The following is a 13,469-nucleotide window of genomic DNA, read 5'->3' as shown; positions in this document are numbered from 1 at the left end:
AAGGTGTGTTCATCATGGATAAAGAGAAATTATTAGAATCATCTATAGCAGCGAGAAATAAAGCATATGTTCCTTATTCAAAATTCCCAGTAGGTGCAGCTCTACTAACTGTTGACGGTGAAATCATCTTAGGTTGCAATATTGAAAATGCGTCGTTTGGATTAACAAACTGTGCAGAAAGAACAGCAATTTTTAAAGCCGTTTCTGAAGGCAAAAAGAACTTTGCTGCTATTGCTGTTTCCGGTGACACCGAGGGGCCAATTTCTCCTTGTGGAGCTTGCAGACAAGTTTTAGCTGAATTTTGCGATGCGGATATGCCAGTATTTTTAACAAATTTAAAAGGAAATGTAACAGAAACAACGGTATCTGAGTTATTACCAGGAGCTTTTACAACGGAGGATTTAGATTATGCAGCAAAACAATGAAGGTTTTAAATCAGGTTTCATATCAATTATTGGACGTCCAAATGTAGGGAAATCTACTTTTTTAAACCGTGTTATCGGTCAGAAAATAGCAATTATGAGTGATAAGCCTCAAACCACTCGCAATAAGGTACAAGGGGTTCTTACTTTAGATGAAAGTCAAATGATTTTTATCGATACGCCCGGTATCCATAAACCAAAGCATAAACTTGGAGATTTTATGTTAAAGGTTGCTAAAAACACATTACGCGAGGTTGATGTAATATTATTTATGGTAAATGCTACAGAGCCAAGAGGTAAAGGTGATGAGTTTATCATAGATTTGCTTGAAAAAAATGAAACACCTGTATTTTTAGTTATTAACAAAATTGACCAGGTGCATCCAGATGATTTGATAGGAATCATTGAGTCTTATAAAGACAAATATGATTTTGCTGAGATCGTTCCAATTTCCGCTCTTCAGGGTAATAATGTGGAAAGGTTGCTAGAGACGATTCAATCGTATTTGCCGGAAGGCCCACAATACTATCCAGCTGACCAAGTAACAGATCATCCAGAGAGATTTATTATTTCTGAGTTAATACGAGAAAAGGTATTACATTTAACAAGGGAAGAGATTCCACATTCAATTGCAGTAGTGATAGATAAAATTAAAAAAGAAGAAGACACAGATAAAGATATGATTCGTGTAATGGCTACAATTATTGTAGAGCGAGATTCCCAAAAAGGTATTGTAATTGGTAAAAAAGGTGCTCTTCTTAAAGAGGTTGGAACAAGAGCGCGTCATGACATAGAAATGCTATTAGGAACCAAAGTATTTCTAGAGCTATGGGTGAAGGTACAAAAGGATTGGCGCAATAAATCCGCCCACTTAAGAGACTATGGTTTTAGAGAAGACGAATATTAAGAATGGGACTTATAGAGCACGCTTAGAAGGAAGGGAAGGCTTTTGCTTCAAAAGGTAGAAGGGATTGTCTTACGAACCTCATCTTACGGAGAAACAGATAAAATAGTAACTATTTTCTCACGAGAATTAGGGAAAAGGGCAGCTATGGCTCGTGGTGCAAAAAAGCCGACGAGCCGGCTCTCTTCTATTTCTCAGCCATTTACTTATGCATATTTCTTAATTCAGCAAGGAAGAGGCATGGGATCTCTGCAGCAAGGAGAAATTATTGACTCGATGCGTGTAATCCGGGAAGATATTTTTACCACCGCCTATGCAAGCTTTATCATGGAGTTAGTTGATAAGTTAATAGATGATGAGTCACCAAAACCGCATGTATTTACGATTTTACAGCAAGCGTTAGAGGCTATAACTGAAGGCTATGACCCAGAGGCAATTAGCTTGTTTGTAGAATGGAAGATGTTACCTGTTGCGGGCATATATCCTGTACTTCATCAATGTTCCAATTGTGGATCTACAGATGGAGAATTTGCATTTTCCTTCGCTCAGATAGGTTTCTTATGTCATCGTTGCTTTTCGATTGATCCATACTTAATTCGGTTAACTCCAGCTCAGGTTAAGCTAATCAGAACATTTTATACGGTCCCGATAGATCAGGTTGGTAAGCTTTCCTTAAAAAAAGAAACAAAAGGATTTATAAAAAAAATTGTGCGAACAATTTATAATGAGCAAGTAGGAGTACGTTTAAAATCTCAAGGGTTTTTGGACCAAATGGAAAAGACCCCAGAGTTCTATAATAACCCTCAAAAGGATTCTTCTTCGGAAGAGTAATTTCGAAGGAGCATTTTTTTGTAAAAATAAGAAAAAGGAGAGAAAGTGAATTTTTCACTTTCTCTCCTTTTATGCATTAATTAGAATTGTAATTGCTCTTCAATATAAGCTTTTACATCTGCTATTGGCATTCTAGTTTGTTCCATAGAATCGCGGTGACGAACTGTAACTTGGCCATCTGTTTCTGAATCGAAGTCGAATGTGATACAGAATGGTGTACCAATTTCATCTTGGCGACGGTAACGTTTACCAATTGATTGTGACTCATCATAGTCCACCATGAAATGCTTGCTAAGATCAGAGAACAAAGCAGTAGCGCCTTCAGAAAGTTTTTTAGATAAAGGTAAGATTGCTGCCTTAATAGGAGCAAGAGCAGGGTGGAAGCGCAGAACTGTACGTTGATCGTCGCCTTCTAGTTGCTCTACATCATAAGCTTCACATAAGAATGCTAAAGTTACACGATCAGCTCCTAAAGATGGTTCGATACAATAAGGGACATATCTTTCATTTGTTATTGGATCGATATAATTGAAGTCCTCACCAGAGTGTTCCATATGCTGCTTCAAGTCGAAGTCTGTTCTGTCAGCAATTCCCCAAAGCTCTCCCCATCCAAATGGGAATTTATATTCGATATCTGTTGTTGCATTGGAGTAATGTGATAACTCCTCGTCAGAATGGTCTCTTAGACGTATGCTATTCTCAGAAACACCTAAATTTAAAAGCCATTCTTTGCAATAATTGCGCCAGAACTCAAACCATTCCATATCCTCGCCAGGCTTACAGAAGAATTCTAATTCCATTTGTTCAAATTCTCTAGTACGGAAAGTGAAGTTACCAGGAGTGATTTCATTACGGAAACTCTTACCTACTTGGGCAATACCAAATGGCATTTTTTTACGCATAGAACGCTGCACATTTTTGTAGTTTACAAAAATACCTTGAGCAGTTTCTGGACGTAAGAAAATTTCATTAGTAGACGATTCTGTTACTCCTTGGAAAGTTTTAAACATTAAGTTGAATTGACGGATCTCTGTATAATCATAAGCACCACAAGAAGGGCAGACAATCTCATGTTCTTTCATAATCTCTTCCATTTTTTCAAAGGAAAGACCGTCTACAACCATTTCTATTCCTTTTTTATCTAATGCATCTTCAATAATTTTGTCTACGCGGTGGCGTGATTTACATTTTTTACAGTCAATCATAGGATCATTAAAGTTGCCTATATGTCCTGAAGCAACCCAAGTTTTTGGATTCATCAGAATTGCTGCATCCAAACCAACGTTATATGGTGATTCTTGAACGAATTTTTTCCACCAAGCTTTTTTTACATTATTTTTTAGTTCTACTCCTAAAGGACCGTAATCCCATGTGTTTGCCAAACCTCCATATATTTCAGAGCCTGGGAATACAAAACCTCTTTGTTTTGCTAAACTAACTACATTTTCCATTGAAAATTCCATTTGACATACCTCCTATTTGATAAATATTCTTTTAAAGTAAAATGAGTACAAAAAAACTCGTCTCCGGGCTACAATAGCCCGGGGACGAGTTTATAACCCGCGGTTCCACCCCGATTGATTGTTTGTACAATCCACTTTAAAAGCTTAAGCTCCGAGCTGCCGTTTCCTGTAGGTGTGGTCTTACACTATCACCACTCGCTAAAATAACAGTACTTATAATGCTCTTCAACGCTTTAATATTATTGATGATTGTAACATATGCTTCTTTATTTAGCAATGTGATGCATAATGGTATATAATTATTTAGAATAAGTATAATTTTGAGGCGGTGAGTCCAATCGAACTCAACAAACGGCAGGTCGAAATTTTGGACATTGTAAAAGGGAATGGGCCTATTACAGGTGAACAAATAGCAGAACGACTTAGTTTAACAAGGTCTACACTTAGACCGGATCTCGCGATTTTAACGATGGCTGGTTTTTTAGATGCTCGTCCACGTGTTGGATATTTTTATTCTGGTAAAAAAACCAGTCAGGCTATTTCAGATAATATTGCACAGATGCTAGTAAAGGATTTTCAATCTATCCCCGTTGTTGTTGAAGAAGGTATGTCAGTTTACGATGCAATATGTCAAATGTTTTTAGAGGATGTTGGATCGTTGTTCGTGGTAGATAAAAAGTCTGTATTGTCGGGAGTTCTTTCAAGGAAAGACTTTTTACGTACAAGTATTGGAAATCAAGATCTAACCAAAATGCCGGTACATATGATTATGACAAGAATGCCTAATGTGACGTATTGTTTAAAAGAAGATACATTGATAGAAGTAGCTAATAAACTAATGAGTCGACAAATCGATTCTTTACCAGTTGTTAAAGAAACTAAAGATGGTTTAGAGATTGTCGGGAGAATAACAAAGACAAATATTACACGAGCTTTCCTATCTTTAGCAGATGACCATGATTTATGAGGAGTGAAAAAATGAAAATGTTAAACCTGTTTATCGTCTCAGATTCTATAGGAGAAACGGGTGAATTAGTTGCAAAGGCTGCAATCAGCCAATTTAGACCTGGCTTGCAACATACAAAGCTAAAAAGATTTACCCATATTGACTCCATGGACCACATTAAAGAGATAACTGCTTTGGCTAAAGAACAGAACGCTTGTATTTTATATACATTAGTTCAGCATGATATGAGAGAGGCAATTGTGACGTATTGCAAGAAGTACGATTTGCAATGCGTAGATTTAATTGGGCCTGTTATCAGTCTGCTCGAAAAAAAATTAGATGAAAAGCCATTTGAAGAGCCTGGTCTTGTTCGCAAACTAGATGAAGACTATTTTAAAAAAATAGAAGCAGTGGAATTTGCTGTCAAGTATGATGATGGAAGAGATCCTAGAGGGCTTTTACAAGCTGATATAGTATTGATTGGTGTCTCAAGAACTTCTAAAACTCCATTATCTCAGTATTTAGCTAATAAAAGATATAAAGTGGCTAACGTACCACTTGTTCCCGAGGTAGAGCCACCAGAGGAACTTTTTCAAATAGATCCATTGAAGTGCTTTGGATTAGTTATTACTCCGGATAAACTTAATTCGATTCGAAGAGAAAGACTTATCGCTATTGGTTTGAAGGATGATGCGAGCTATGCGAAGATAGAACGTATAAATGAAGAGATTGAACACTTTGAACGTATCGTCAATCGAATTGGATGTCAGGTAATAGATGTGACTAATAGGGCAGTAGAAGAAACTGCTAATCTAGTCATAAATCAAATCCAACAAAAATAATTTGAAATATTAAAGACCGATTCACGAATGTGAAAAGGTTTTTTTATGTACGAAAGCGAATAAAGTATAGATTAATATATTGAAATGTTTTATAATAATTCTTTGTGGAAAAAAGAATTATTTCGTATTTTTGTGTAATTATTTTGTCGATTCTTGCAGGATTTTTCTTAAGTCTCTCGAATTAATACTAAGTAGCAAGTAAAGATGGTGAAATAATGACGAATCGTATAGAAGAAGAAGTAATCGAACAAGTTAGAAATAACACAGATATTGTAGATGTAATCAGTGAGTATGTTCAACTTACGAAGAGAGGTAGAAACTTCTTCGGTCTTTGTCCTTTTCATGGTGAACAAACCCCATCTTTTTCAGTCACACACGAAAAGCAAATTTTTCATTGTTTTGGCTGTGGAGCCGGAGGAAATGTAATTACGTTTTTAATGGATATTGAAAATCTCTCATTCCATGAAGCTGTTAGTAAGCTTGGTAGTCGTCTCGGTATGGAGATTGAACATAAGTCAGCTCATAGTATAGAGGAAAAAGCACCAGTCTCTAAAGAAGTATCTCTTATGAAAAAAGCGCATGAGTTTGCTAGCGAATATTTTCATCATCTGTTACTTCACACGGAGGAGGGAGAAAATGCATTACATTACTTACAAGAAAGAGGGTTTTCTACCGAGCTTATAGAAAAGTATAAAATAGGCTGGTCACTACCTAGCTGGGATGCTCTTACTACCTTATTAGAGAGAAAAGGTATGGATTTACAAGAAATTGAGAAAACTGGACTTATTATAAGAAAAGAAAATGAGCTGAAGTATTTTGACCGGTTCCGCGGAAGAATTATGTTCCCTGTTTTCGATGAAACAGGACACGTAGTGGCGTTCTCTGGAAGGATACTACACAAGAAAGAAAACGAAGCAAAGTATCTAAATAGTCCAGAGTCTCCTATTTTTCAGAAAAGCCAAATTCTCTATAACTTAGATAAAGCAAGACTTGATATACGTAAGCAACGCAATGTGATTATTTTTGAAGGCTTTTTAGATGTTATTTCAGCATCAAAAGCGGGTATAACAAACGGTGTTGCAACAATGGGAACCGCTTTAACGTCTCAACATATAACCAAGCTCAAGAGATTAACTACCAATGTCACTCTTTGCTTCGATGGTGATAAAGCTGGAATGGAGGCTGCTCGTAAAGCTGCAACATCTCTTCAAGGCCAAAGTATTCAAACTGAGGTTGCAATTATTCCTGATGCAATGGATCCTGATGACTATATAAAAAATTATGGAGAAGTAGCCTTTAGGGAAAAAATTATTGACAAACCTCATTCTTATCTTTCATTTATGATGATTGTGTCAAAGAGGGACAAGAATTTTAATAACGAAAATGATACGCTTCAGTATATTCAAGAGATATTGGAAATACTGAGTGATAGAAACTCTACTGTAGAGCGAGATCTCTATATTCGCCAGCTGTCTCAAGAGACAAACGTATCAGAAGAAGCGATATATCAACATTTGCGCAAAATACAGGGGAAAAAAGCAAAAGAAACTAAAAGCAATCATTCTCTTCCTATTGCGTCTCCTCAAGAGCTGCCGAAAAAGAAACGAACCATTTCAGCGGATGAAAGAGCGGAAAGAATATTGTTGGCACATATGCTTCACAACCCTCAAGTAATTGATATTGCAATAAGTAACATCAATGATGGCCCATGTTTTATAAGAGATGCATATGAAGCTGCATATGTTCGCTTAATGGGTTATTACGAAGATTATCCCGATGGTGATTATCAAAGGTTTTTAGAAGTTTTAAATGATGGTGAACTTAGAAAAATAGTTATGGAAGCAGCGCTCTCAGAACGTGATCCAGAGCATGAAACGGAAGAAGTCATGGACTGTTTGCGCCATATTAGAAAATACCGGATTGAGCAGCAAATAGAACGTAAGCTACATGAAGCTAAAGAGGCTGAAAAAATGTCGGATATAACTAAAGCTCTCCAGCTGGCACAAGAGGCCATTCAGTTAAAGAAATCTTTAGTAGATTTTCAATAAATAATCATCCGGTAGTAAAAGGAGGAATTCTTATGGCGGACAAGTCTGAACGTACAAAAGAAACGGATATCGAATTATCATTAGAAGATGCAAAAAAACAATTAATCGAACTAGGTAAAAAAAATGGTGAGGTAACTTACCATGATATAGCCGACAAACTTGCTTCTTTCGATTTGGAATCAGATCAAATCGAAGAGTTCATTGAGCATTTAGAGGGCAAAGGAATTGAACTTGGTCGTAAAGACGGAGATGAAGAGGATTTAGATCGTTTGATGAAAGGGAAAGAAGAAGAAACCTTTGATCTCAATGATTTAAGTGTTCCACCTGGCGTTAAGATCAATGACCCTGTTCGTATGTATTTAAAAGAGATTGGCCGAGTAGATCTGTTGAAGGCTTCGGAAGAAATCGCACTTGCTGAAAGAATCGAGCAAGGAGATGAAGAAGCTAGAAAACGTCTAGCAGAGGCAAACCTACGCTTAGTTGTTAGTATTGCTAAACGCTATGTGGGACGAGGAATGTTATTCTTGGATCTAATTCAAGAAGGTAACATGGGTCTTATTAAAGCAGTAGAGAAGTTTGACCACCGTAAAGGGTTCAAATTTAGTACTTATGCAACTTGGTGGATTCGACAAGCGATAACTCGTGCAATTGCTGACCAAGCTCGAACAATTCGTATTCCAGTGCACATGGTTGAAACAATTAACAAGCTAATTCGAGTTCAACGTCAGTTACTACAAGATTTAGGACGTGAGCCTTCACCGGAAGAAATCGGAGAAGAGATGGATCTTCCAGCAGAAAAAGTACGTGAAATCTTAAAAATAGCACAAGAACCAGTTTCCTTAGAAACACCTATTGGGGAAGAAGACGATTCTCATTTAGGAGATTTCATTGAAGATGCTGATGCACAATCACCTTCTGATCATGCAGCATACGAACTTCTTAAAGAGCAATTAGAAGATGTGTTAGACACTTTAACAGACCGTGAGGAAAATGTATTACGTTTACGCTTTGGATTAGATGATGGGCGTACGAGAACTCTTGAGGAAGTTGGCAAGGTTTTCGGCGTAACACGTGAACGTATTCGACAAATTGAAGCGAAGGCTTTAAGAAAGTTACGTCATCCTTCTAGAAGCAAACGCTTAAAAGATTTCTTAGAATAATAAAGAGGCATCCTAAAAAGGATGCCTTTTTTACAGTAATAAAATACGAAATATTTCCAAAAGTTGCAATCAACCTGATACATAGAAAGATATAAACTCAAAGTCTTCAAACACAGATTATCCAATTGGCATAAGGAAGAGAATGGAAAAGAGGATTAGTATGTCAGTTCAAAAAAAGCAAATAATACTGAATGAAATAGCTTTCTGGAAGCAAAATAAACTTCTCCCGGAGCATTACTGTGATTTTCTTACTGCTCTTTATGCACAAGGGGAGAAAGAAGAAATAGAAGTAAACAATCAAGCAGTTTTGGAAAAGGAAAAGAAAAAAGCATCTTTAAAAATGAATGGAGTTATTTTTCTTATAGGACTAATCACTTTAGCGATCTTAACCGCACTATTAACTATGACTTCAAACATACTACCGATTATATTTGCTGGAGTTGCTGTGATATTATTTGTCTACATTGCTATTAAACTAGCAAAAAATAACTCTCTTTTAACCCCACTCTTATTTGTTTTTTCTGCATTGCTTTTGCTAGGGGTTACTTTCAAAATTTGGGAAGCCTACTTTATAAGTGAACCAAATATATTATTATTTATGATTATCGCTAATTGTATTTTATGGCTTCTTTCTGGAGTATTTTTGAAGCTAATTTACTTCACTATCTCCGGTATAGTGGGAATAATCTTCATACTAGTTTATATAGCTTATATATATATCGTATAGATAATTTATGTATTAATTGGAAATCTGGTAATTTTGAGTTTGTTTTTAATTTTAATAGGAAGCCAAACCTTCTTGCCTGTAAATAAGCAGGAAAGGCTTGGCTTCCTATTTTTTTGTACCAATTCTTATAATAAATCTTTCAATTTATTGTGTAATAATTATTACTAGTGACATAGAATCGCTTTTTAATATGCTAATTTCCGCAATCTTTTGTATAATAAAAAAGTAAGCGTTTTTATTTACAAAGGGGATGGAATAAAATGAATTTTGATTTAACTCAGGAACAACAGATGATTCGCAAGACTATTAAGGAGTTTGCTAACGAAGTTGTAGCTCCTGGAGCTATTGAGCGTGACAAAACAAAGCATTTTCCGAAAGAAGTCTTTAAACAGTTAGCCGACATGGGGATGATGGGCTTACCGTTTTCAGAAGAGTATGGTGGAGCAGGGGCAGATACAGTGAGCTTTGCTATTGTAACAGAGGAATTGAGCCGTGCATGTGCCTCTACAGGCATTACCTACTCGGCACATATTTCACTAGGAGGAGCTCCGCTTAGCTTGTTTGGAACAGAAGAGCAAAAGCAAAAGTATTTAGTTCCAATTTGTACAGGAGAATCCTTCGGTGCGTTTGGTTTAACGGAGCCTAACGCTGGATCTGATGCAGGAGGAACTCAAACAACCGCCAAAGAAGAAGGCGATGATTTTGTCATAAATGGTAGTAAGGCATTTATAACAAATGCTAGCTATGCAAAGCATCTTGCTTTGACTGCAATAACGGATATTAAGGATGGTAAAAAGGAAATATCAGCAATTATAGTTCCTACAGATGCTAAAGGGTTCACTGTTATCGACAATTATGAAAAAATGGGTTTGAATGCATCTAATACAACGGAATTGGTAATAGATAATGTAAGAGTACCTCAAGAGAATTTGTTAGGTAAGCGAGGAAATGGGTTCAGACAGTTTTTAGTTACCTTAGACGGTGGACGAATTGGTATAGGAGCAATGGCAGTTGGTATTGCACAGGCAGCTTTTGATCGAGCTCTACAATATTCTAAAGAGCGTAAGCAATTCGGAAAAACTTTATCAGAATTTCAAATTACGCAATTTAAGCTTGCCGATATGGCCATGAAAATAGAATTAGCAAGAACTATGGTTTATAAGGCAGCTTGGTTGAAGGATCAAGGACGTGCTTTTGGTAAAGAGGCATCTATGTGTAAATTATATGCGTCCGAAATTGCAATGGAAGTGGCAGATCAAGCAATTCAACTGCACGGAGGATATGGTTATATGAAGGAGTATGAGGTGGAACGCTTTATGAGAGATGCAAAACTACTGGAAATTGGAGAAGGCACGTCTGAGGTCCAACGAATGGTAATTGCTAGACATATTGGTTGTTAATTTTAAAAAAATATGTCGATTTTGTCACAAAGCTATAAAACTTCTTCAATAACACTTTTCGTTTTCGACACAATGGAGTACAATATGAGTGTTGACTAATTCTATATTAGAAAAGAATGTATCAAAGAAGGAGGGTTAACTATGCAAAAGAATCCAATTATTCCATTTATATTAATTATGGCATTTGGTATCGGTTTAATTTTCTTCCTATCTATCGATGGCGTAGGTAACAAAGAAGAAATCACTTCAGAACATGAATCTGCTGAAGGTGGAGAATCTGCTGAAGGCGGAGAAGATGCTGCTGCTGGAGAATTCGATCCTGAAGCACTTGCTCAAGGAAAATGTATTAGCTGTCACGGTAACTCATATGAAGGTGGAATGGGACCATCATTAGTTGGTACTGCACTATCGGAAGATGAAATCAAAGACGTTTTAGCAAACGGTAAAGGCGCTATGCCTGCTGGCTTAGTACCAGAAGCAAACCTAGATGAAATGGCTACTTGGATCAAATCTTTAGGTAACTAATATTTCGATAAAAGACCTCGGATTCTTTTTAAGAATCGAGGTCTTTTTTTAATATTGCTTTTTATGAATGACAAGAAAGAATATAAAATTACATATTCATGTGAATTTTATTAAATGATTAAAATTTGAGCAAGAATCAATCGTAAGACATGATTTTTGTTAAAAGTGTGGAAAAGCGATAATCTATCAATACAGCTCTTCGATAAAATTTCATTTGTAATTAATAATCCAATCAACGACATGTTAAATCTCAAACTAGGGCAGTGTTATACTTTTATATAAATGAAAACTATCACTGCAAGTACTCGAACGCATTTTTTATTTTTGTTATAATAACTTTAGAGGTGTAAAGAATGAATGCAAAAAATTTATCAGATAGACTAAAAACAGTAGCTTCCTACGTAGAAAAAAATACTATTTTAGCTGACATTGGAAGTGACCATGCCTATTTACCATGTTATTTAGTGCATCAATCCACTATCAAAAAAGCGATAGCGGGTGAAGTTGTAAAAGGACCATATGAATCTGCCTTAAAGCAAGTTAAAAATGAAGGTTTAGAAAATCAAATAGAGGTCCGTTTTGGAGACGGATTACAAGTTATTAATGAGGAAGATCACTTAGGCACGATTACTATTGCTGGGATGGGTGGTCCATTAATCGCTTCCATCTTAGAAGCTGGCAAGCATAAGCTTACGAATGTCCACACGTTAATTCTCCAACCTAATATCCACGCAAAGGCAATCCGTGAATGGGCAGTCAAAGAAGGCTGGAAAATTGAAGAGGAAACTATTCTAGAGGAGCATTCTAAAATATATGAAGTAATCGTATTAAAAAAAGGGAGCATGACTCTTACTGAGCAGGAGCTCTTAGTTGGACCAATATTAATGCAAGTCAGAACAAATATATTTAAGAAAAAATGGTCAGTTGAAGTGAAAGAATGGGAAAGAATATGGACACAATTAAAGACTATCCCTAATTCCACTGAAGTTGAACATAAAATAATGGAACTAGAGAACAAGATGTCAATCGTTAAGGAGCTGTTGTGAGTATGAAGCAAACAAATGGACAGCATCTTATTTCCTTTTTTGAAGAATGGGCTCCTCGCTCTTTAGCAGTAGAAGGAGATTCTGTAGGTCTTCAAATTGGAAGGTTAGATAAGCCAGTTACTAAGGTCCTTGTAACATTAGATGTCAATAACGAAGTGGTGGATGAAGCAATTGAAAAAGGATGTCAGCTGATTATTGCTCATCATCCGCCTATCTATAATAAACTAAAAAATATTAGAACTGATTTACCTCAAGGACGTTTATTTGAAAAGTTGATAAAGCATGAAATTGCAGTCTACGCAGCTCATACTAATTTGGATATTGCAACAGGGGGAGTAAATGATTTATTGGCCGATGCCTTGAAGTTAGAGAACGTATCCATTTTAGAGCCGACTACTTCTGAGAAGCTAATGAAGCTAGAGGTCTTTACGCCTAAAGAAGCGACTGAAGCCGTGAGAAAAGCGATTGGGGAGGCAGGAGCAGGTAAACTAGGTGACTATGATAGTTGTAGCTTCACAACTCCCGGAGAGGGCCGTTTTAAGCCAAATAGTGAAGCAAAACCTTATATAGGAGAGGCAAATAAACTAGCAGTAGTTGAGGAAGATAAAATCGAGGTAGTGTTCCCGGCTACAAAGAAAAATAGAGTCCTAAAAGCCCTGCTAAATGCTCATCCATATGAAGAACCAGCATACAATTTGATGGAACTTGATATAGAAGTCAATGAAAAGGGACTTGGAAGAATAGGTTTACTACCAAATTCAGTCTCATTGGGGGATTATGCAAACACCGTTAAATCTCAATTAAATGTTCCATTTGTTAGGGTAGTGGGATCAATGGAAAAACCTGTTCAAAAGGTTGCAATATTAGGCGGAGATGGCAACAAATATATACAAATAGCGAAAAGAGCAGGAGCAGATGTATTGGTCACAGGTGATTTATATTTCCATATTGCACAGGATGCCCTGGCAATAGACCTTGCTATTATTGATCCTGGACATCACATAGAGCAGATCATGAAAAAAGGCGTCTCAGATTACATGAATGCTAAATGTGAGGAAAAAAAATTGGACTGTATTTTTATTGTATCACAATTATCTACTGAGCCCTTTCGAATAATTTAAGGGATAAGTGTCCACACTAAAACAAAAGCTGCTT

Annotated in this window: 13 protein-coding genes; 12 read left to right on the top strand and 1 reads right to left on the bottom strand. The window is 36.5% G+C overall.

Annotation, left to right across the window (positions count from 1 at the left end):
* The first annotated feature begins 14 nt into the window (after positions 1–14).
* From MKY94_RS12055 to recO, 3 genes are read left to right on the top strand one after another with little or no spacing between them, the layout of a single operon-like run.
* A complete protein-coding gene (locus tag MKY94_RS12055; RefSeq protein ID WP_340844512.1) occupies positions 15–425 on the top strand; it encodes a cytidine deaminase in 411 nt (136 codons plus the stop codon).
* Positions 409–1,329 (top strand): GTPase Era, encoded by a 921-nt coding sequence (gene era / locus MKY94_RS12050; protein WP_144535884.1) that lies wholly within the window; start codon positions 409–411, stop codon positions 1,327–1,329. Before MKY94_RS12055 ends, era begins: the two co-directional genes overlap by 17 nt.
* Positions 1,330–1,371: 42 nt before the next feature.
* A complete protein-coding gene (gene recO, locus MKY94_RS12045) occupies positions 1,372–2,157 on the top strand; it encodes a DNA repair protein RecO (RefSeq protein WP_154310641.1) in 786 nt (261 codons plus the stop codon).
* A gap of 80 nt (positions 2,158–2,237) precedes the next feature.
* On the opposite strand, the gene MKY94_RS12040 is transcribed toward recO, so the two are convergent.
* Positions 2,238–3,620 (bottom strand): glycine--tRNA ligase, encoded by a 1,383-nt coding sequence (locus MKY94_RS12040; RefSeq protein ID WP_342577110.1) that lies wholly within the window; start codon positions 3,618–3,620, stop codon positions 2,238–2,240.
* Between the two features lie 328 nt (positions 3,621–3,948).
* On the opposite strand from MKY94_RS12040, the gene MKY94_RS12035 reads away from it, so the two are divergent.
* From MKY94_RS12035 to MKY94_RS11995, 9 genes are all read left to right on the top strand, one after another.
* Positions 3,949–4,587 (top strand): helix-turn-helix transcriptional regulator, encoded by a 639-nt coding sequence (locus tag MKY94_RS12035; RefSeq protein WP_151109423.1) that lies wholly within the window; start codon positions 3,949–3,951, stop codon positions 4,585–4,587.
* Positions 4,588–4,598: 11 nt separating this feature from the next.
* Positions 4,599–5,408, top strand: a complete 810-nt coding sequence (locus MKY94_RS12030) for a pyruvate, water dikinase regulatory protein (RefSeq protein ID WP_144535892.1) — start codon at positions 4,599–4,601, stop codon at positions 5,406–5,408.
* Between the two features lie 215 nt (positions 5,409–5,623).
* Positions 5,624–7,456 carry a DNA primase gene (dnaG, locus tag MKY94_RS12025; protein ID WP_151109425.1) on the top strand — a complete coding sequence of 611 codons (1,833 nt, stop codon included), beginning with the start codon at positions 5,624–5,626 and terminating at the stop codon, positions 7,454–7,456.
* Between the two features lie 32 nt (positions 7,457–7,488).
* Positions 7,489–8,616 carry an RNA polymerase sigma factor RpoD gene (rpoD, locus tag MKY94_RS12020; protein WP_144535896.1) on the top strand — a complete coding sequence of 376 codons (1,128 nt, stop codon included), beginning with the start codon at positions 7,489–7,491 and terminating at the stop codon, positions 8,614–8,616.
* Between the two features lie 160 nt (positions 8,617–8,776).
* A complete protein-coding gene (locus tag MKY94_RS12015; RefSeq protein WP_191696858.1) occupies positions 8,777–9,343 on the top strand; it encodes a hypothetical protein in 567 nt (188 codons plus the stop codon).
* A 260-nt stretch (positions 9,344–9,603) separates the two neighbouring features.
* Positions 9,604–10,743 (top strand): acyl-CoA dehydrogenase family protein, encoded by a 1,140-nt coding sequence (locus MKY94_RS12010; protein WP_144535900.1) that lies wholly within the window; start codon positions 9,604–9,606, stop codon positions 10,741–10,743.
* 141 nt (positions 10,744–10,884) lie between these two features.
* The gene (cccA, locus tag MKY94_RS12005) at positions 10,885–11,268 is read left to right on the top strand and encodes a cytochrome c550 (RefSeq protein ID WP_144535902.1); all 384 of its coding nucleotides are present in this window, start codon (positions 10,885–10,887) and stop codon (positions 11,266–11,268) included.
* A 353-nt stretch (positions 11,269–11,621) separates the two neighbouring features.
* Complete coding sequence (locus MKY94_RS12000; RefSeq protein ID WP_342577109.1) at positions 11,622–12,314, top strand: tRNA (adenine(22)-N(1))-methyltransferase TrmK; 693 nt, start codon at positions 11,622–11,624, stop codon at positions 12,312–12,314.
* Positions 12,315–12,316: 2 nt separating this feature from the next.
* A complete protein-coding gene (locus MKY94_RS11995; RefSeq protein WP_342577108.1) occupies positions 12,317–13,435 on the top strand; it encodes a Nif3-like dinuclear metal center hexameric protein in 1,119 nt (372 codons plus the stop codon).
* Positions 13,436–13,469 lie beyond the last annotated feature (34 nt).

It is taken from the genome of Psychrobacillus sp. FSL K6-2843, assembly GCF_038626375.1.
Taxonomy (GTDB): Bacteria; Bacillota; Bacilli; order Bacillales_A; family Planococcaceae; genus Psychrobacillus; species Psychrobacillus faecigallinarum.
This window is presented reverse-complemented; position numbering and strand designations above follow the sequence as displayed.